Source organism: Blastococcus aurantiacus (genome assembly GCF_900102425.1).
In the GTDB taxonomy this organism is placed as follows: Bacteria; Actinomycetota; Actinomycetes; order Mycobacteriales; family Geodermatophilaceae; genus Blastococcus; species Blastococcus aurantiacus.
In genome coordinates this window covers 603,650-620,563 of record NZ_FNBT01000002.1, presented here as the reverse complement: position 1 = coordinate 620,563, position 16,914 = coordinate 603,650, and the positions used below count along the sequence as shown (strand labels likewise).

Here is a 16,914-nt window from a genome sequence, read left to right as displayed (position 1 = left end):
CAAGCTGAGACCCCGCTGGAGCAGTGCCGATCGAGGTCCGGCGTCGGTCAGTCGACGGCGTGACCGATCGAGCGCATGCGGATCCGCAGCTCGGTCAGCCGCTCCACCACCAGCTCGGCGGCCCAGCGGGCGTCCCCCAGGTCCTCCAGTACCCATGGCGGCGGATCCTCCACGGCGCCGAACAGCCCGCTGGTCGCGCCGAGCGCCCAGACGGCCAGCGTCTCCGACCCGGCGCCGCCGTCCCGCGCGGGTTGCCGGCCGGTGGCCCGGTCGGCCTCCGTGCGCGCCCGTTCGGTGTCCTCGAAGCTCCGGAACGGGTACCGCAGCGACCACGGCCGGAGTCGCCAGACCCCGGCTTCGACCAGCCGCACCCGCAAGGCCTCGAAGTCGAGCCGCCCGTGGTCCAGCCACCACTGCAGGCCGGTGTCCCCCTCGTCCACCTCCGCGGCGACGTCGGCGAGCCCGTGTGCGCCGGCGCGGTCGTGGTCGAGCTCGACGGCGTCGGCGGTGTGGGTCAGCGCGCCGCGCAGGGCCAGGTCGAGGATCAGCGCTCCGCGGACCAGGTGGTCGTCGTAGGTCAGGCCGCGCGGCCGCCCGCGACGGCTCAGGCAGAGCGACGCCACCCGGGTCGCCACCAGGTCGCGCACGGGGTCAGTCCTCGGGGGCGAAGACGCAGAACTCGTTGCCCTCGGGGTCGGCCAGGACGCTCCACTCGATCTCGTCGTCCTGCTCGCGGACCATCCGCGCGCCGGCCGCGATCAGCGGCCAGGTCTCGCCGACGACGTCGAAGTGCATGCGGTTCTTGGTCGTCTTCCGCTCGGGCACGGGGACGATCCACATCAGCGGCCCTGCGCCGGACGGGTCGACGATCGGGATCGGCCAGTCGTGCGGGCGCGGCTCGTCCTCCTCCGGCGTCTGGTCTGCGGAGTCATGAGCGTCCTCGAGGGAGTCCCGCCGCACGTAACCGATCGCGGCACACCACCAGTCGGCGAGCGCGTGGTGGTCGTTGGCGTCGAGGCAGAGGTCCTTGAAGCGCGCGGGTGCGTCAGCCATGGACGTGCAGGGTAGGCGGCGTCCCATGGCGGTGATCATCGGGACGTCGGGGTGGCAGTACCGCGACTGGCGCGGCGCCTTCTACCCGCCGAAGCTCCCGCAGCGGCTGTGGCTGGAGCACTTCGTCGAGCACTTCGCCACCGTCGAGAGCAACAACGCCTTCTACCGGCTGCCCGAGCTCGAGACGTTCCAGAAGTGGCGCGACCGCTCACCGGCTGACTTCCGCTGGGCGGTGAAGGCCAGCCGGTTCCTCACCCACATGAAGCGGCTGCGCGAGCCCGAGGAACCGGTCGCCCGGCTGATGGGCCGGGCCGAGGGGCTGGGCGCCAAGCTGGACACCATCCTGCTCCAGCTGCCGCCCACGCTGAAGGCCGACGTCGAACTGCTCCGCGAGTGCCTGGCGCAGTTCCCGACCGGCACGCGGGTCGCCGTCGAGCCACGCCACGACTCCTGGTGGACCGACGAGATCCGCGCGCTTCTCGAGCGCTACGGGGCGGCGCTGTGCTGGGCCGACCGGGACGAGCAGCCGGTGGCACCGCTGTGGCGCACCACCGGCTGGGGCTACCTGCGCTTCCACCACGGCTACGAAGGCTGGGGCTACCGCGCCGAGACCCTCCAGCTGTGGGCCGAGCGCGTGGTCAGCACCTACGGCGACGCCGACGTGCTCGTCTACTTCAACAACGACCCGGGCTGCAACGCCGTGATCGATGCCGTCCGGTTCGCCGACTGCGTGCGCCGTGCCGGGGGGACGCCGACCCGCGTGCCCACCGCGGACCAGGCGACAGGCCTGGCCTGGTCGGCGGTTTGACGACTGACGGCGGTCAGTCCTCCTCTGCGTCCTCTGCGTCCTCAGCGGCGCGCTTGGCGTCCTCGCGGGCCTGCTCCTCGGCCTCCTCGGCGTCCTCGCGGGCGGCCTTCTCGGCGTCGCGGGCGGCCTTCTCGGCGTCGCGGGCCGCATTCTCGGCCTCGCGGGCTGCCTTCTCCTGCTCCCTCGCGGCGTCCCGGGCGGCCTTCTCGGCCTCCCGGGCGGTGTCACGGGCAGCCTTCTCGGCCTCGTGGGCCGCCTTCCGCTCCTGTGCCGCCTGCAACGACTCCTGGGCGTGCTCGTCGGCACGCTCGACGGCGTTGTCCAGGCCACGTCCGTCGGACGAGTCGTCCGTGCCGTCGTCGGTCCCCTCGTCGTCGCCGGGGCCGTCGCTGCCCGAGTCGTCGGTCTCCGGGTCCTCGTTCTCCGGGTCCTCGTTCTCCGGGTCCTCGTTCTCGGGCGAGTCGTCCGAGGCGTCGTCAGGGGACGAGTCCTCGCCCCCGTCGTCGCCGCCGGAGCCGTCGGTGCCCGAGTCGTCGGTCTCGGTCGGGTCGTCGGAGGACGAGTCGTCGGAGTCGGGCAGCTCGAACGGGGACACCGTCTCCACGCTGCTCGCGACGACGTCCTGGACCGGCTCGGGCAGGGCGCCCGCAGCACCGGCGCCGGTGACACCGGCGGTCGCGATGCCGAGTCCGGCCGCGATCTGCGCAGCGGTATTCGCACCGGCGATCTTCGCGACGACAGCGGCCAGGCCTTCGAGCAGCGCCATGGATCGGGTTCCCTCCTGCAGGGGCCACCGGTGCGGCCCGTCGGTGAGGTATCGGCACCGCCGGACGCTGTCTGCAGCCGGCGGGGCGGCGGTTCACCCGGTCAGAGGACGTCGGCCTCCGTGTGCCGCACCCCCAGCTGCTCGGCCGCCTGACCCAGGACGTCCTGCACGGCGAGGGTGTCGGCCAGCGGCATGACCGAGCTCTCGCGGTGCCCGGCGCGCAGGCACTCGGTGACCTCGATCAGCTCGTGCGCGTAGCCCGCGCCGGTCTGCGGCCGGGTGATCGCCTCGGGCTCGGTGCCGGCGCGGTGCAGCACGATCGTGTCCGGGTGGTGGAACCGCGGCAGGACGTCGATCCAGCCCGTCGTCCCGAAGACCCGGGCCTGCCCCGGCAGGGCGTTGCGCAGCGAGGTGAGCAGGGTGGCGGCCCGGCCGTCGTCGTAGCCGAGCAGGATCCCCGCCTCGGCGTCCGCGCCGGTGGGGAACAGCGAGCCGGTGGCGACGACGCGCTGCGGCGTCCCGAGCAGCATCTGGGCGAAGGAGACGACGTAGACGCCGAGGTCGAGCAGCGCGCCGCCGCCGAGCTCCATGGCGAAGAGCCGGTCGGCGGGGTCGTACTCGCGCGCGACCCCCAGGTCGGCCTGCACCGAGCGCACCTCGCCGATGGCGCCGTCGGCGATCAGCTCGCGCATCGCCACGACCGCCGGTTGGAAGCGCGTCCACATCGCCTCCATCGTGAACACGCCGGTCTCGCGCGCGAGGTCGACCACCTCGGCGGCACCGGCGGTCGTCGCGGTGAACGACTTCTCCACCAGCAGCGCCTTGCCGGCGCGCAGGGCGGCGAGCGCGAAGGCGTGGTGCTGGGAGTGCGGGGTCGCCACGTACAGGACGTCGACCTCCGGGTCGGCCAGGATCGCGGCGTAGGAGCCGTGGGCGTGGTCGAGCCCGTGCCGGGTGGCGAAGGCGTCGGCGCGTTCCTGGGACCGGGAGGCGACGGCGACCGGGCGGGCGTGCGGGACGTGCGCGAAGTCGGGCAGCACGCTCTCGGCGATGCGACCCGGCCCGACGATGCCCCAGCGGATCTCGGTGCTCACCCGTGCGACGGTAGCGGCGAGCCGAAGCGGAGCAGGTTGCCGTCCGGGTCGATGTGCGCGCCCTCGCGGAGCCCGTAGTCGGTGTCGATGGGCGCCGTCGTCCGCTCGACGTCGGCCCACCGTGCTGCGAGGGCGTCGGCGTCGGGCACGTGCAGGTAGGCCGCGGCAGCCGTGCGGAGCGGGTCGTGCCCCTCGGTGACCACCAGGTGCAGCTCGACCCCGGCCAGCGCGGCGAACCCGTACCCCTCGTCGTGGGTGGACACCGCGCAGCCGAGCGCGGCGTAGTGGTCCAGGGCCCGCGGCAGGTCGGTGACCGGGAAGATCGGCGAGACGCGGACCTGCGGGTGCTCGTGGGCCATGGCGGGCAGACTGCCACCCGTGACGGTGCTGATCGACACCCCGGTGTGGCCGTGGCGGGGCCGGAAGTGGTCGCACCTGGTCAGCGACGTGTCATACGAGGAGCTGCACGCCTTCGTGGAGGCCGAGCTGGGCATCCCGCGGCGGGCGTTCCAGGGCGACCACTACGACGTGCCGGAGGACCTCTACGACGTCGCCGTCGCCGCCGGGGCGCAGCCGGTGGGCGCCCGGGAGCTGCTCAGCCGGCTGCTGGCGGCGGGGCTCCGTTCCCGGAAGCCCCGCCCGACGCCGCCCGGGAGCGCAGCAGGCTGAGCTCGGCGGCCATGTTCGCCCGCGCCCGCGGCTCCCAGCTCTCCGCCACGGCGGGCAGCCGGTACAGCCGCGGGAGCGCCAGCAGCTGCTCCAGGACGGCGATGCGTCCGGTGGTGAACAGGTCGTCGGGGACGTGCCCGTACTCCTCCCGCACCGCCGAGGCGTAGGCCGCGTAGGCCTCCGGGGGAGAGGCGAGGACGGCGAGGTCGGCGTCGCACAGCACCGCACCGTTGGCGTCGCCGGGATCGAGCTCGTGCCCGGCGGTGAGCAGCACCAGCCGCTCGACCTCGGCGATCCGCTCGTCGGGCACGAGGCCGCGCAGCCCGGCCCGGGCACGCCCGGCGCTGACCGCCTCGTTGTCGTTGCGGCGGGGGTCGTAGACGACGTCGTGGTACCAGGCGGCCAGCCGCACGGCGTCGGGGTCGGGGGCGTCGGCGGCGAGCCGGTCCAGGATGCCGAGGACGGCGGCCAGGTGGGCCAGGTCGTGGTACCGGCGGTGCGGTTCGCCCCACGCGCGGACGACGGCGGCCCACTCGGTGCGGGAGGTGGGGGAGTCGCCCGTCAGGGCCGCCCACGCCTCGAACCCGACCAGCTCGCTCACGCGGCGAGTCTGGCACGGGGCGCCGGTGCGGATACGGTGCGGCCGTGACGCAGCCGCCGCCCCCTGCGGGCTGGTACCCCGACCCCGCCGGCACCCCCGGCACCCGCTGGTGGGACGGCCAGGCCTGGACCGAGCACGTCCAGCAGGCCGCGCCGCCGCCGCCACCGCCGCCACCGCCGTCCGCACCGCAGGCTGCCGGGCCCTCGCTCTACGAGCAGCCCGTCCTGCTGGTCAACCAGAAGACGAAGCTGATCGAGCTCACCAACGAGTACGCGGTCCTCGACGGAAACGGCCAGCAGATCGGCGCCGTCGTCCAGGTGGGGCAGACCGCCGTGAAGAAGGCTGTGCGGCTGTTCAGCCAGCTCGACCAGTTCCTCACCCACACGCTGGAGGTGCGCGACGCCCGCGGGCCGGTGCTCGTGCTGACCCGGCCGGCGAAGCTGATGAAGTCCCGGGTGGTCGTGACCCGGCCCGACGGGAGCCCGGTCGGCGAGATCGTGCAGGCCAACGTGTTCGGCCGGATCCGGTTCGACCTGGTCGCCGGCGGTCAGGTGGTCGGTGCCATCCAGGCCGAGAACTGGCGGGCCTGGGACTTCGCGATCACCGACGCGGCCGGCACCGAGGTCGCCCGGATCACGAAGAAGTGGGAGGGCCTGGCCCGGACGCTGTTCACCACCGCCGACCGCTACGTGGTGCTGATCCACGTCCGGCTCCCCGAGCCGCTGGCAAGCCTGGTCATCGCCTCCGCGCTGACCGTGGACACCGCCCTGAAGCAGGACGACCGCGGCTTCAACTGAGCCGGCGCGGACGCCCGTCGGCCGGACATGATCTCGCTCCCGGCGGGTACCCTCGAACCCGTCCGGACCGGGTGCCACGTGCCCCCGGGTGCCATTTGGTTACGCCTTCACGGACTACCGCCCCGGCCTCGGCCGGGGGCCTGGAGCCGTGTTGTGCTTTTCGCCGCGAGGCGGCCGTCATCCGGTCCGGACCTCATCGACGCACCAGGACCCCCGTCCGTACGGACGGGGGCCCTGGTGCCGTGCGGAGCGGGATCGCTCAGTACGTCTCCTCGGTGGTGCTCCGGCGGACGGGGGCACCGGCCGGTTCGGCGTAGGCGTCCGTCGTGCGGGTCACCCGGCGCTGGCGGGGACCCCACACCGCGAGCTCCAGGACGATGCCCAGGGCACCCACGGCCATCAGGATCCAGCCCACGACCTGCAGGTCGATGCCGCTGACGTCCACGTTCAGGGCGAAGGTCAGGATCGCGCCGAGCGCGAGCAGGACGATGCCGGTTCCGAGCCTCATGACGTACTCCCTCTCTCACCGCGCGGGCGGGCCCGCGCCGGCGGCGGGTGCCGCGGTGGAGCGAGTGCCCGGCGGGGTCGCGGCAGGAACCGCCGAGGCCTCCCATGTCCTCCGAAAGGGTGGGTCTGAGGGCCCCTCAGACGCCCGGTGCCCCGAGATCCTGCGTGACCTGCCGATGTCCGCTGCCCGGCCTCAGGACGAACGTCGCCGTCATCGACCGACGACGACGAGAGGGACGGCGATGACCATCCACTACAGCAATCCCGCACTGGACGCCGAGCTCGCCTACCGACGCGAGGTGCTCATGGCCTCCGGGCGCAGCCGGCCGACCCGGCCCGGGCCCTGGTTCCGCATCCGCCGGCGCCGGCGCTGACCGGGCCCGCGCGCCCGCACAGGATTCGGGTTCCGTCGGGGGCCCGTGCCACGATCGGCGTCGTGCCACGCTGGGATGACGCGCCGATGGTGGGACGGGCCTCCGAGCTCGCCACCCTGCTGGCGTGCGTCGACCGTGCCGCAGCCGGCCGGGCGAGCACCGTGCTGCTGTCCGGCGATGCCGGCGTGGGCAAGACGCGGCTGCTCAGCGAGGTCACGGCACGCACGGTCGAGCGCGGCGTCCGGGTGCTGACCGGGCACTGCGTCGACCTCGGCGACGTCGGCCTGCCGTACCTGCCGTTCGTCGACCTCCTCCGGCCGGTCGCCGCGGACCCGTCCCTGGCGCCCGTCTCGGTGGCCGACCCCGTCCTGGCCCCGCTGTTCGCCGGCCGTCCGGGGTCCTCGCCGCCGGTGCAGCCGGAATCCGAGGGACGCGACCTCAACCGCCCCCTGCCGCACCGCGCGGCGCCGCCGCCGGTCGACGACGGGCGGCTCCAGCTGTTCGAGGCAGTGGCCGCCCTCGTGTGCGAGCTGGCCGGCGCGGGGCCGCTCCTGCTCGTGCTCGAGGACGTGCACTGGGCCGACCGGTCCAGCCGCGACCTGCTGCGCTACCTGCTGGCGCGGCTCGCGGACGAGCCGGTGGCCGTGATCGCCTCCTACCGCGCCGACGACCTGCACCGGCGCCATCCGCTGCGGCCCCTGCTCGCCGAGCTGGTGCGGCTGCCCGGCGTGGAGCGGCTGGAGCTCAGCCCGCTCCCCGACGCGGACGTCGGCGCACTGGTGCGCCGGTTGGGCTCGGACGTCGGGCCGCTGCCCGAGTCGGTGGTCGAGGACGTCGTCACCCGCGCGGAGGGCAACGCCTTCTACGCCGAGGAGCTCCTGGCGGCCGGGTTGCACGGCGAGGCGCTGCCGCTGGCGCTGACCGACGTCCTCCTGTCGCGGGTGGAGCAGCGCTCGCCGGCGGCCCAGCAGGTGCTCCGGGTCGCCGCCGTGGCCGGCCGCCGGGTGCGGCACGAGCTGGTGGCCGCCGTCAGCGGGCTCGCCGACGGCGACCTGGAGACGGCGCTGGCGGAGGCCGTGCACCACTACCTCCTGGTGGTCTCGGACGACGGCCGGTACCGCTTCCGGCACGCCCTGCTGCGCGAGGCGGTGCTCGCCGACCTGCTGCCGGGTGAGCGAGTGCGGCTGCACGCCGCCATCGCCGCCTACCTGGCCCGGGTCCCGGAGGCGGGGACGGCGGCGGAGCGGGCGCACCACGCCCGCGAGAGCAACGACCTGCCGGGGGCCTTCAGCGCGTCCCTGGCTGCGGCGGACGCGGCAGGCGGGGTGGGCGCACCCGCCGAGCAGCTGCAGCACCTGGAGACCGCGCTCGCCCTGTGGACAGCAGTCCCCGACGCGGCGGCCCGGGCCGGGCGGGACCAGGCCGCCCTGCTGCTGGAGACCGCGTCCGCCGCGCGGACGGTGGGGGAGCCGCACCGCGCCGTCGCCCTGCTGCGCTCGGCGCTCGAGGGGCTCCCGTCGGACGCCGGGCCCGAGGTGCGCGCCCGGATCCACTACACGCTGGCGCAGGCCATGGTCCGGGTCGAGGACGACTCGGGCGGCTACCGGGAGAGCGCTGCGGCCATGGCCCTCGTGCCCGCGCAGCCGCCCTCGAAGGTGCGGACGTGGGCGGCGGCCACCCACGCGCGGATGAGCTACGCGGTCGGCCGGGTCGAGGAGGCGGAGGCAGCCGCCGACGAGGCGCTGGCCGCGGCCGATGCCCTGGGGCTGGACAGCGCCTGGGCCGACATCGCGGTCACCCGGGTGCGGGCGCGTCCCGGCGCGGACCTCGGCGAGGTGCGGGCCCGGCTGGACGAGGCCCTGACCCGGGCCCGGAGGTCCGGCGACGTCGAGGTCGAGATGCGCGTGCTCTTCAACTTCGCGACGGTCACCTTCGAGGCGGGGCGGATCGACGAGGCACTGGAGTGGACGCGGCACGGCACGGCTCGCGCCCGGGACCTCGGCGTCGAGTGGTCGCACTACGCCGCCGAGCTGCGCCACCTGCACGTGACCACGCTGTACATGGCCGGGAGCTGGGACGAGAGCCTGGCCGAGGCCGACGTGCTGGCCCGGGTCCCCGACATGGCCGCCCACGTGCGGGCCGACGGGCTGCTCGTGCTGGTCGGCCGCGGCGATCCTGCCGCGCAGGAACGCATCCGGTGGGCGCGCACCCTGATCCCGCGGCTGGGCGCCCACGTCCTGCTGGACCTGGTCACGGCGGCGTCGGAGATCGACCTCGCGGCGTGGGAGGGCCGACCGCAGCAGGCCGTCGACGTCGCGCTGGCCACCTACCGGCGGCTCCGGGAGGAGTGGGACGACGACCACCTCGGCGTGCTGCGGCTGGCCGGGGGTGCGCTCGCGGCGGTGGCCGACGCGGCCGAGCTCGCCCGACGGGACGGCGACCCCGCGGGCGCGGACCGCTGGGGGCAGGCGGCGGCGGAGCTGGTCGAGGCGGCCCGCTCGGCGGTGGAGATCTACTGCGGGACCTACGGCGACACGATGGGCGTCGAGGCGTGCGCCTGGCAGGTTCGGATCGAGGCGGAGGCAGCCCGCGCGCGCGGCGAGGTGGCGCCGGAGCTGTGGCGCGCGGCGGTCGAGGGGTTCGGCTTCGGGCACGTCTACGAGCGGGCGCGGTCCCGGTGGCGGCTGGCCGAGGCACTGCTCGCAACCGGCGACCGGGCAGGGGCGGCGGAGCAGGCGGCGGCGGCCCACGAGGTCGCCGTGCGGCTGGGCGCCACACCGCTGCGGACGGCGCTCGAGGGTCTGGCCCGGCGGGGCCGGCTCGACGTCGCCGGCGTGCGCACCGTGGACGTCGGCGCCGTCCTGACCCCGCGCGAGGCCGAGGTGCTCCGGCTGCTGGCCGCCGGTCGCACCAACCGGCAGGTCGGTGCCGAGCTCTACATCAGCGAGAAGACCGCGAGCGTGCACGTCAGCAACATCCTGGCCAAGCTGGGCGCGAACGGCCGCACCGAGGCCGTCGCCATCGCCGCCCAGCGCGGCCTGCTGCCGTAGCCGGGGGCCTCAGAGCATCGTGCGGAGGCGCTCCCGGCGGGCGCGGAGGACGTCCACCGACGCCGACGCCGACGGCGGGCCGGGCACCGACTGACGGAGCTGGGTGTGCACGACCGCCTGCGGCTGCGAGGTGCGGGCTGCCACCCGGTTGACCAGCTTGTTGATCTCCCGGCGCAGTTCTGCGGCGTCGCGCCACGAGCGGCCGGCGTCGTCCTCGTCGGGGTGGTCCTCGACGACCATGAAGTCCTCGGCGTCCGCCCGGTGGCTCGCCGCGATCCGGACCCGCAGCTCGTCGTCGCGCTTCGACAGCAGCTCCGCCGTCTGCGCGGGGGTGAGCAGCCCGGGGATGCCGAGGAACTCCTCCTCTTCCTCCCCGACGACCACCGTGGGGCCCGAACCCTCGCCGGTGTGCGCCGTCCCGCTGTGCAGCACGTGCGCGAAGCGGGCGTCGGCCTCCAGGGCCTCCCACTGCTTGGCCTCGCCCTCGCGCGGTTCGCGCGGCGGCAGGTCCAGCGCCTCGAGCTCCTCGTCCGGCTGGGTCCGCGGCGGCGGCATGACGTGGTTGCGCTGCTCCTCCATGGCGGCGGCCAGCGACAGCAGCGGGCGCACCGCGGGGAGGAAGACGGTCGCCGACTCGTGCGGCGCCCGGGAGCGGACCACGCGGCCGACGGCCTGGGCGAAGAACAGCGGCGTCCGGTACGAGGTCATCCACGCCAGGACGGCGGCACGCGGGACGTCGACGCCCTCGGAGATCATCCGGACGCACACGGCGATGCGGGCCGACCCGGTGGCGAACCGCTCGATCTTCTTCGAGGCCTTCGGGTCGTCCGAGAGGATGAGCTCGGCCGCCTTGCCGGTCACCCGGCGCACGATCTTGGCGTAGGCGCGGGCGTCGTCCTGGTCGCTGGCGAGGATGAGCCCCGCGGCGTCGGGCATGCCGTTCTCGCGCAGGTGGGTGATCCGGTCGTCCATCGCGGCGATGACGTGCGGCACCCACTGCCCCTTGGGGTCCAGCGCGGTGCGCCACGCCTGCATCTCGACCGAGCGGGTGCCGGCCTCCGAAAGGGATGCGGCGACGACCTCGCCGGCGGAGTTCCGCCAGCGCGAGGTGCCGGTGTAGGCGGCGAAGACGACGGGGCGGACGACGCCCTCGGCCAACGCCTCCTTGTAGCCGTAGGTGAAGTCTGCGCGGCTGACCAGACCACCCGCTTCGCCCTCGAACGTGTCCTCTTCGTACCGCACGAAGGGGATGCGCTCGTCGGGCTTGGTGCGGAACGGCGTCCCGGTCAGGCACAGCCGGCGTGCGGCGCGGCCGAACGCCTCCTCGGCCGCCTCGCCCCAGGACAGGCCGTCACCCGCGTGGTGCACCTCGTCCAGGATCACCAGCGTCTTGACCGAGGTCGAACGGGCGGCGTGCAGCATCGGTTTGCCGGCGACCTGCGCATAGGTGGTCACGTAGCCCTGGGTGCCGGCGCGGACCGGGCCGACGGCGTTGGTCAGCCCGGGGTCCAGGACGATGCCCATCGCGTCGGCGGCGTCGGCCCACTGCATGCGCAGGTGGTCGGTCGGGCAGACGACGACGACGCGGGCGACCTCGCGGCGGGAGAGCAGGCGCGAGGCCAGCGTCAGGGCGAAGGTCGTCTTGCCGGCGCCGGGGGTAGCGGTGACGAGGAAGTCCTTCGGGGAGGTCTCCTCGTACTGCTGGAGGGCGGCGGTCTGCCACGCCCGGAGCGGCCGGCTGTTCGTCTGCGGGCTCAAGGCCTCCGCTCGTGCTGCGCTCCCCATGTCGGGGTCCATCTTGGCTGTCGGAGGAGCAACACGCCCAACCCGGGGGCTGCCGCGCGCCCCGCTCGGGCCGTCGTATAGGGACGACTCGCACGCGTCTGACCTGCGGCGATGCCATCCGACCGGCGAGTCCTGTGGTGATTCCCATCCTGTGAGGGACGGATACGTCACGCCCCGCCGGTCACGCTGCTCCCAGCCGCATCCGTTCTCTCCTCGGGAGTGGCGAGGACCCCGACGCGCCGCGGCTTGGAGCACTTGACGTGTGACATTCCCCTGAATATTCTCTGCAGTCATGTCACAGCTTACGGATCTCGAGGTTCAGCGTCTGCGGCGGATTGCTTCCGACCTCCGCGAGGTCTTCGCGGAGCGCGGCTACCGTATCGACAGCGCCATGGACGTCGACTTTGCGTTCGGCAGTGGCGTCTCGAGGGCGGCTCTGGCCCGGGATCTCGCTATCGATGCCGCGAGTGAGTCGGCCAGTCGGGTGGGTCTCGACTTCAGGCCCGTTAACGGGGCCGGCCGTGAGTTCCGGTCCTTCTCTGACGGCGTGGATCGGCGGTACAGGCTTCGTCGAGCAAGGCGCGACGACTCTGGCGCATTCACGGTCGTCGCCAACTCGAGTGCGGCTGTGATGGTAGCGGACGAGTCGCTGATCCCGGAGGAATTCTGGGTTCTTGCATACGTTTTGTCCGACTCTTTCCTGGTCGAGAACGTGTTTGCCGCACAAATCCTGGGTCTCGAGGACGGCCGGCCGGGCCGCCTCATTCTTGGGAAGCTTACGCAGCTCTTGGGTCCTGATGCTCCCACGGGCGGATTTAAGCCGACTGACGAAGAGCTCCCGGGATTCGAGGACGATGAAGAGGGTGACGGCGACACTGGGTTGCTGTGACGAGGTGACCCTTGATCAAAACTCTTATTGCTTAGACGGGTGTTACAGATGAACGGCGCCGAACTCGGGGCACGTATTCGCCGCCTTCGTTTGGCGAGCGGCTTGGGGCAAGTCGAGTTTGCAGCTTTGCTTAACATAGGTAGCGGTTCAATCTCCATGATCGAGAATGGACGAACGCCGGTCGCGGAGGACCTGCTTCAATCGATCGGTAACGTTCTCGGGTGTTCGGTGGACTTCTTGCGTAAGCCGGATAGGTCCCCCTTGGTCTCTCAACCGCTGTTGCGGGCTTATGCGGACGCGCCAAAGAAGGCAGTCGATCGGCAGGTGGCCGACGCATCCATCGTCACTGAAGTGTCCGAACGGCTAGGGCTCAAGGCAATTCCTGACGCCCTGCCGACATGGGCTGGGGATCTTGCGGACGAGGCTGACATTGAGCAGTTTGCGGCCGACGTACGGGTCGCAGCCCAAGTTGAGGAGGGCGCCGTAGTTGGGAACGTAATCCGGGCGGCCGAGCGACTTGGATGTTTGGTACTCCCAATGCCTGACGAATTAGGCCGTCACCTTGGCATGTCAACGCGCCTCGATTCGACGCCCGTCATCTGTGTGAGTCGGGCATCTGCCGAGACCGATCGCCGTGTGCCTGGCGACCGCCAGCGCTTCACGGTGGCGCACGAACTTGGACACCTTGGAATGCACGGCCATCTGGGACCACCGCAGTCTGCGCAAGAGGCGGCGATAGTTGAGAGGCAGGCACACTACTTCGCGGGCGCATTTCTCCTGCCCGGTGATGCGCTACTGGAAGAGCTCTCATCCGCTGGGGGGCGGGTCACCCTCCAAACCCTAGCGTCGCTGAAGGAGCGCTGGGGAGTTGCAATAAAAGCTTTGGTGATGCGTCTTCGCAACCTTGAGGTGATTGATGCTGATCACGCGCGGAGTCTTTACAAGCAGATCTCCGCGAGGGGTTGGAATAAGAGTGAGCCTGTAGTCGTGGGCCCGGAGTCTGCCATCTGGCTTGAGCGAGCACTTGCGAAGAGGTTCGCTGGGCAGTCGAACCCCCTTCTTGCTGCTGCGCGAGAGGCGGGGCTGGAGACAGCTCATTTCCAGCGGTGGACGGACTGGACGCCAACGGCCACTGAGGAGCGGATAGCGCAGGTCCTCGAGATGCGACCGAGAAGTGCGACTAGGGCACGGGTGCCGCGACGAGACGGTGTCGTACACCTGCAGGACTCCGACGAGTAGCTCGCAGGCATGCGCGCGGTGGTGTCGCGCTAGCCTTCTGCAACGATGGCGCGCCCCTAGTCGTCGGACTCATTCGTCGGTAAGGATCGTTGAGGCGCACGATCATCACGGACCTAAAGGCACGCCCCACCACCGGGGGCAAGCACCAGGCCCCGGGCTGGCGCACCACCTGGCCGGCACCACCCCGCCGCCCTTCTGACCGACGGGCGGTCAGACGGCGGTGGTCAGGCCTTCGCGGAACGGTCCTCGAGGATGCGCTCGGCGAAGCGCCAGCCGACGTCGGTCTTCACGTACCGGTCCACGTAACGCGGGGCGCCGGCGACGACCCAGGAGCCCTCGGCTGCCAGGAGCAGGACCATGTCGGCGGCACCGTGCGCCTCGGTCGCCGAGTCCAGCGTCACGGTCACCCCGCCCATGATGTGCCGCAGCTTCAGGCTCGAAGTAACGCCGGTGATCCACTCGGTCAGAGCAGGGCGACCTTCCAGCTGCTGGCCCATGGCCTCCATGCGGGCGTCCTCGACGAACAGTGCGGTCCACTCCTCGAGCCGCGTGTCGTCGGTGTACTGCGCGTACTGGGCCACCAGGTTGCGGATCTCGTTCTGGGCGACCAGCTGCTGGATCTCGTCCATGGGGATGTGCCTCTCGGGAGCGGGAGCGGGACCGGACCGTCGCCAGCAAGCTACGGGCCGTTCCCCCCAGCGCGTGACAGGGGTCTCAGTCGGCGAGCAGGGCGACCAGGTCCTCGGCCGCCGCCTGCTCGTCGTAGTCGAGGTCCCGCTCTTCGGCGTCGGCCACCTTCAGCGTCACCCGTCCGAGGGCCTCGTCGTCTAAGAGGCGCGCCCGGTAGTCGACCCCCGCGGCGGGATTGGTCGGGTACTCCACGCGGACCACGAGCACCGTGAGGTCGCCGACCTCCACCTCCTGCTCGGTCTGCACGTTGCCCACCTGCCGCACCGCGCCGCTGGTTACCTTGAGCTCGGCGTAGTCCGCCTCGTCCTCGGCCTGCGACACGACCAGGTCGGCCGGGACTGGCGGGAAGAACTGGCAGATCGCGGTGGGGATGCGATTGCCGAGCCGGACCGCCCCAGCCGCCGACTGCTCGACCTCGGCGCCGGCGGTGGTCCCCTCGTCGACCAGCGGGCACTCGGAGCGCACGTCGAGCACCGCCGTCGTCCCAACGTCCGGCGGCGAGCAATCGCTGCCGGTGCGCCGCGTACTCGCTGTCCAGGGTGTCGCGGCTGACCACCGTGTAGAAGTGCGCCTGCCGGCCGTCGGCCTTGGGGCGCAGCACCCGGCCCAGCCGCTGCGCCTTCTCCTGCCGCGACCCGAACGTCCCGGACACCTGCACGGCGACCGCGGCCTCGGGCAGGTCGATGGAGAAGTCCGCGACCTTCGAGACGACCCTCGACCACTGAGCCGTGGCCCCTCCCGTTTCGGAGGCTCAGGGAAGGCGTCGAAGGAGTGTGTTCGCGGCATCCACCACCGCTGGATGGTGCACAGTGAGTTCCTGAATGTCGACACATTGCGGCGTCTCGCCCCATATGCCTAGGACGCGCCAGTGAGGTCGTTGAAAGGACCACCACCTGATGCCTGCCCAGACTTGACTGCCTCGTCCGTCAGTCTCCTCCCAAGCGCGTAAAGCCCAACCCTGTGACACCCCCCGATTTCGGTCGATTACCTGAGTAGGGCGTAGGCCCCGTTCCAGAAGATTTCGAGCGTCATCGAGATCAAGCAAGCGGGCGTCGTCCGAAATCGAGAAGGTGCCAAGCGCGCGTCGGGATCCGCTCAATGCAGGGAAGTCGAACATCTCGGAGCGCCAATGGGAGATATTTCCGAAGGTCTCGCCGACCGCCCCGGAGGCCTCCGTGGCAAGATACCAGACATTATAACGATGAGGATTGTCCAGGCGGCCGTTCCCCTGCGGTAGGTGTAGATAGCTGGGGTGACCCGGCTCTCCAGGTCCAGCGCTTGCGAGGTATGGGAAGACCCGGTAGCAAAGCATTCTATGAGAAGCTGCCGGCTTCTTCGGCGGCGATGGCTCGTATTACGTCTTGAACGTCGCCCTCTCTAAGCGCGTCCATGGGACGCGCGCCCGAGAGGTACGAATTGGGCGATTTCAACCAGTCCTCGGCAATGCCGGGTGCCCAGACCCGGTGCAGCGCCCGCATGACGCGCTTGTAATCAGCCGGGGACGTCTCGACTGTTCGAGATTCTTGAGTCGCTCCGGAGATGCTAATCCTCCTGGCGGACTCATCGAGCTCTGATGCTAGGACGATGACATGTACTTCACCGCTCGCTGTGTCGTCGATAACGGCGCCAAAGATGATGGTGGCATCGTCGTGTGCAGCGTCCGCGACCAGGCTGGCGGCTTCATTGATCTCGAAAAGTCCAAGATCCGAGGGTCCCTGGATTGAGAGCAAGAGGCGACGAGCACCGGCTATTGTGTCATCGGAGTAAGGCGCGTTTAGGGCCATCTCGGCGGCTCTTAGGGCTCTGTCGTCCCCCGTGGCGTAACCCTCCGAAACCATGGACCGCCCGCCGGTCGCAAGTACTGACCGAAGGTCGTCAAGGTCCAGATTGATCAAGCCTGGCGTTGTGAATAGTGCAGCGACACCCTGAACGGCTGTGAGGATTGAGGACTCGACTGGATCGAGAACATCCATAACCGTCAGGTCGCGTTCAGAATTGGGCTTGGCTGCGTCGGGTGAGACCAGCATCAGGGTGTTCACCTTTGCGCTGAAATCAGTTAAGTCATCCTCTTGCATAGCGCTCAGTGACGAGTGAGCCGATCGTCCCCGCTGACTGGATACCCCGATGGTCAGAATCCCTAGAGACGTCGCGATCTCAGCTAAGAGTGACGCACCCTTAAGTCCCACGGAGTCCTTCCCGTGGGTTATGAAGGCCACGCTGGTACCACTGAGCCTGTCGCCGATTATCTTTGCTTGATCGGCTACGACCTTGCGGATCTCCTCCGAGGCCCACTCCGCGCGCGTAGCATCTTCTGTGTCCTCTGCGCCATAGAGGGCCCCCGCCGATACTAATACCCGAGAAGCAGTCAGGCCAGGGCCGTCGCCGAACGAGGCAAATTCGACGCCCTGTAGGCCGTAAAGTTGCATGCTGTCAATCGCTGCAGTGCCAGATGGACCAACACCGATGATGACTATGCTCGGCGGCGGATCGATATTCCGCATTGCTTCCCTTCCGCCGTTGGGTGGCCGAACGCTAGCGCTCTTGAGGTGCTCAGGCCACCGTTCAGCCTCTAATACTCATCTGCCTACCCCG

The 16,914-nt window shown here is 71.1% G+C and carries 19 protein-coding genes and 1 pseudogene; 7 read left to right on the top strand and 13 right to left on the bottom strand.

The genetic code is table 11. The annotated features are described in order from the left end of the window. Positions 1–47: 47 nt before the first annotated feature. Both BLS70_RS06505 and BLS70_RS06500 read right to left on the bottom strand, forming a co-directional pair. Positions 48–647 (bottom strand): GPP34 family phosphoprotein, encoded by a 600-nt coding sequence (locus BLS70_RS06505; protein WP_091764788.1) that lies wholly within the window; start codon positions 645–647, stop codon positions 48–50. Between the two features lie 4 nt (positions 648–651). Then, positions 652–1,053: a VOC family protein gene (locus BLS70_RS06500; RefSeq protein WP_091764787.1), complete on the bottom strand. Its 402-nt coding sequence runs from the start codon at positions 1,051–1,053 to the stop codon at positions 652–654. A 25-nt stretch (positions 1,054–1,078) separates the two neighbouring features. On the opposite strand from BLS70_RS06500, the gene BLS70_RS06495 reads away from it, so the two are divergent. Further along, the gene (locus tag BLS70_RS06495) at positions 1,079–1,861 is read left to right on the top strand and encodes a DUF72 domain-containing protein (protein ID WP_091764786.1); all 783 of its coding nucleotides are present in this window, start codon (positions 1,079–1,081) and stop codon (positions 1,859–1,861) included. Positions 1,862–1,874: 13 nt separating this feature from the next. On the opposite strand, the gene BLS70_RS06490 is transcribed toward BLS70_RS06495, so the two are convergent. The 3 genes from BLS70_RS06490 to BLS70_RS06480 all read right to left on the bottom strand — a co-directional run bounded on the left by BLS70_RS06490 (position 1,875) and on the right by BLS70_RS06480 (position 4,080). After that, a complete protein-coding gene (locus tag BLS70_RS06490; protein WP_091764785.1) occupies positions 1,875–2,627 on the bottom strand; it encodes a hypothetical protein in 753 nt (250 codons plus the stop codon). 101 nt (positions 2,628–2,728) lie between these two features. Beyond that, on the bottom strand, positions 2,729–3,721 hold the full coding sequence (locus BLS70_RS06485) for a Gfo/Idh/MocA family protein (protein ID WP_091764784.1): 993 nt from the start codon (positions 3,719–3,721) through the stop codon (positions 2,729–2,731). Further along, the gene (locus BLS70_RS06480) at positions 3,718–4,080 is read right to left on the bottom strand and encodes a bleomycin resistance protein (RefSeq protein WP_091764898.1); all 363 of its coding nucleotides are present in this window, start codon (positions 4,078–4,080) and stop codon (positions 3,718–3,720) included. Before BLS70_RS06480 ends, BLS70_RS06485 begins: the two co-directional genes overlap by 4 nt. Before the next feature lie 19 nt (positions 4,081–4,099). On the opposite strand from BLS70_RS06480, the gene BLS70_RS06475 reads away from it, so the two are divergent. Then, positions 4,100–4,390 carry a DUF4031 domain-containing protein gene (locus BLS70_RS06475; RefSeq protein ID WP_091764783.1) on the top strand — a complete coding sequence of 97 codons (291 nt, stop codon included), beginning with the start codon at positions 4,100–4,102 and terminating at the stop codon, positions 4,388–4,390. Here the strand turns inward: BLS70_RS06475 and BLS70_RS06470 are convergent. Further along, positions 4,317–4,991 (bottom strand): HD domain-containing protein, encoded by a 675-nt coding sequence (locus BLS70_RS06470; protein WP_091764782.1) that lies wholly within the window; start codon positions 4,989–4,991, stop codon positions 4,317–4,319. The two genes, BLS70_RS06475 and BLS70_RS06470, sit on opposite strands and share 74 nt — an antisense overlap. Positions 4,992–5,035: 44 nt before the next feature. On the opposite strand from BLS70_RS06470, the gene BLS70_RS06465 reads away from it, so the two are divergent. Beyond that, entirely contained in the window at positions 5,036–5,788 is a 753-nt protein-coding gene (locus BLS70_RS06465) for a phospholipid scramblase-related protein (protein ID WP_091764781.1), read from the top strand. A 259-nt stretch (positions 5,789–6,047) separates the two neighbouring features. Here BLS70_RS06465 and BLS70_RS06460 read toward each other — a convergent pair whose 3' ends face one another. Beyond that, positions 6,048–6,296: a DUF6458 family protein gene (locus BLS70_RS06460; protein WP_091764780.1), complete on the bottom strand. Its 249-nt coding sequence runs from the start codon at positions 6,294–6,296 to the stop codon at positions 6,048–6,050. Between the two features lie 241 nt (positions 6,297–6,537). On the opposite strand from BLS70_RS06460, the gene BLS70_RS21235 reads away from it, so the two are divergent. Together BLS70_RS21235 and BLS70_RS06455 are read left to right on the top strand one after the other, a co-directional pair. Beyond that, positions 6,538–6,669: a hypothetical protein gene (locus tag BLS70_RS21235; protein WP_255362271.1), complete on the top strand. Its 132-nt coding sequence runs from the start codon at positions 6,538–6,540 to the stop codon at positions 6,667–6,669. Positions 6,670–6,731: 62 nt separating this feature from the next. After that, on the top strand, positions 6,732–9,719 hold the full coding sequence (locus BLS70_RS06455; protein WP_218122301.1) for a helix-turn-helix transcriptional regulator: 2,988 nt from the start codon (positions 6,732–6,734) through the stop codon (positions 9,717–9,719). A 9-nt stretch (positions 9,720–9,728) separates the two neighbouring features. On the opposite strand, the gene BLS70_RS21485 is transcribed toward BLS70_RS06455, so the two are convergent. Next, positions 9,729–11,477: a DEAD/DEAH box helicase gene (locus BLS70_RS21485; RefSeq protein WP_304457103.1), complete on the bottom strand. Its 1,749-nt coding sequence runs from the start codon at positions 11,475–11,477 to the stop codon at positions 9,729–9,731. Positions 11,478–11,796: 319 nt separating this feature from the next. Here BLS70_RS21485 and BLS70_RS06445 point away from each other — a divergent pair, with 319 nt between their 5' ends. Together BLS70_RS06445 and BLS70_RS06440 are read left to right on the top strand one after the other, a co-directional pair. Beyond that, positions 11,797–12,393 (top strand): hypothetical protein, encoded by a 597-nt coding sequence (locus tag BLS70_RS06445; protein WP_091764777.1) that lies wholly within the window; start codon positions 11,797–11,799, stop codon positions 12,391–12,393. 48 nt (positions 12,394–12,441) lie between these two features. Next, positions 12,442–13,632 carry a helix-turn-helix domain-containing protein gene (locus BLS70_RS06440; RefSeq protein ID WP_143030353.1) on the top strand — a complete coding sequence of 397 codons (1,191 nt, stop codon included), beginning with the start codon at positions 12,442–12,444 and terminating at the stop codon, positions 13,630–13,632. A 224-nt stretch (positions 13,633–13,856) separates the two neighbouring features. Here BLS70_RS06440 and BLS70_RS06435 read toward each other — a convergent pair whose 3' ends face one another. The 5 genes and pseudogenes from BLS70_RS06435 to BLS70_RS06415 form a co-directional block, all read right to left on the bottom strand. Next, positions 13,857–14,261, bottom strand: coding sequence for a nuclear transport factor 2 family protein (locus BLS70_RS06435; protein ID WP_091764775.1), 405 nt, complete (start codon positions 14,259–14,261; stop codon positions 13,857–13,859). A gap of 85 nt (positions 14,262–14,346) precedes the next feature. Further along, complete coding sequence (locus BLS70_RS06430) at positions 14,347–14,796, bottom strand: hypothetical protein (protein WP_091764774.1); 450 nt, start codon at positions 14,794–14,796, stop codon at positions 14,347–14,349. 37 nt (positions 14,797–14,833) lie between these two features. After that, positions 14,834–15,022: pseudogene (locus tag BLS70_RS06425) on the bottom strand (DNA repair helicase XPB); the annotation flags it as partial. A 51-nt stretch (positions 15,023–15,073) separates the two neighbouring features. Continuing rightward, positions 15,074–15,634: an RES domain-containing protein gene (locus tag BLS70_RS21605; RefSeq protein WP_091764773.1), complete on the bottom strand. Its 561-nt coding sequence runs from the start codon at positions 15,632–15,634 to the stop codon at positions 15,074–15,076. Position 15,635: 1 nt separating this feature from the next. After that, positions 15,636–16,823: an antitoxin Xre/MbcA/ParS toxin-binding domain-containing protein gene (locus BLS70_RS06415; RefSeq protein ID WP_091764772.1), complete on the bottom strand. Its 1,188-nt coding sequence runs from the start codon at positions 16,821–16,823 to the stop codon at positions 15,636–15,638. Positions 16,824–16,914 lie beyond the last annotated feature (91 nt).

What these genes read in the sequence shown, in the direction of transcription:
- BLS70_RS06495 (WP_091764786.1), top strand. Translation starts at nt 1,079, where the DNA reads ATGGCGGTGATCATCGGGACGTCGGGGTGGCAGTACCGCGACTGGCGC.
- BLS70_RS21605 (WP_091764773.1), bottom strand. Translation starts at nt 15,634, where the DNA reads ATGCTTTGCTACCGGGTCTTCCCATACCTCGCAAGCGCTGGACCTGGA.
- BLS70_RS06440 (WP_143030353.1), top strand. Translation starts at nt 12,442, where the DNA reads ATGAACGGCGCCGAACTCGGGGCACGTATTCGCCGCCTTCGTTTGGCG.
- BLS70_RS06415 (WP_091764772.1), bottom strand. Translation starts at nt 16,823, where the DNA reads ATGCGGAATATCGATCCGCCGCCGAGCATAGTCATCATCGGTGTTGGT.
- BLS70_RS06460 (WP_091764780.1), bottom strand. Translation starts at nt 6,296, where the DNA reads ATGAGGCTCGGAACCGGCATCGTCCTGCTCGCGCTCGGCGCGATCCTG.
- BLS70_RS06445 (WP_091764777.1), top strand. Translation starts at nt 11,797, where the DNA reads ATGTCACAGCTTACGGATCTCGAGGTTCAGCGTCTGCGGCGGATTGCT.
- BLS70_RS06435 (WP_091764775.1), bottom strand. Translation starts at nt 14,261, where the DNA reads ATGGACGAGATCCAGCAGCTGGTCGCCCAGAACGAGATCCGCAACCTG.
- BLS70_RS21235 (WP_255362271.1), top strand. Translation starts at nt 6,538, where the DNA reads ATGACCATCCACTACAGCAATCCCGCACTGGACGCCGAGCTCGCCTAC.
- BLS70_RS06490 (WP_091764785.1), bottom strand. Translation starts at nt 2,627, where the DNA reads ATGGCGCTGCTCGAAGGCCTGGCCGCTGTCGTCGCGAAGATCGCCGGT.
- BLS70_RS06480 (WP_091764898.1), bottom strand. Translation starts at nt 4,080, where the DNA reads ATGGCCCACGAGCACCCGCAGGTCCGCGTCTCGCCGATCTTCCCGGTC.
- BLS70_RS06500 (WP_091764787.1), bottom strand. Translation starts at nt 1,053, where the DNA reads ATGGCTGACGCACCCGCGCGCTTCAAGGACCTCTGCCTCGACGCCAAC.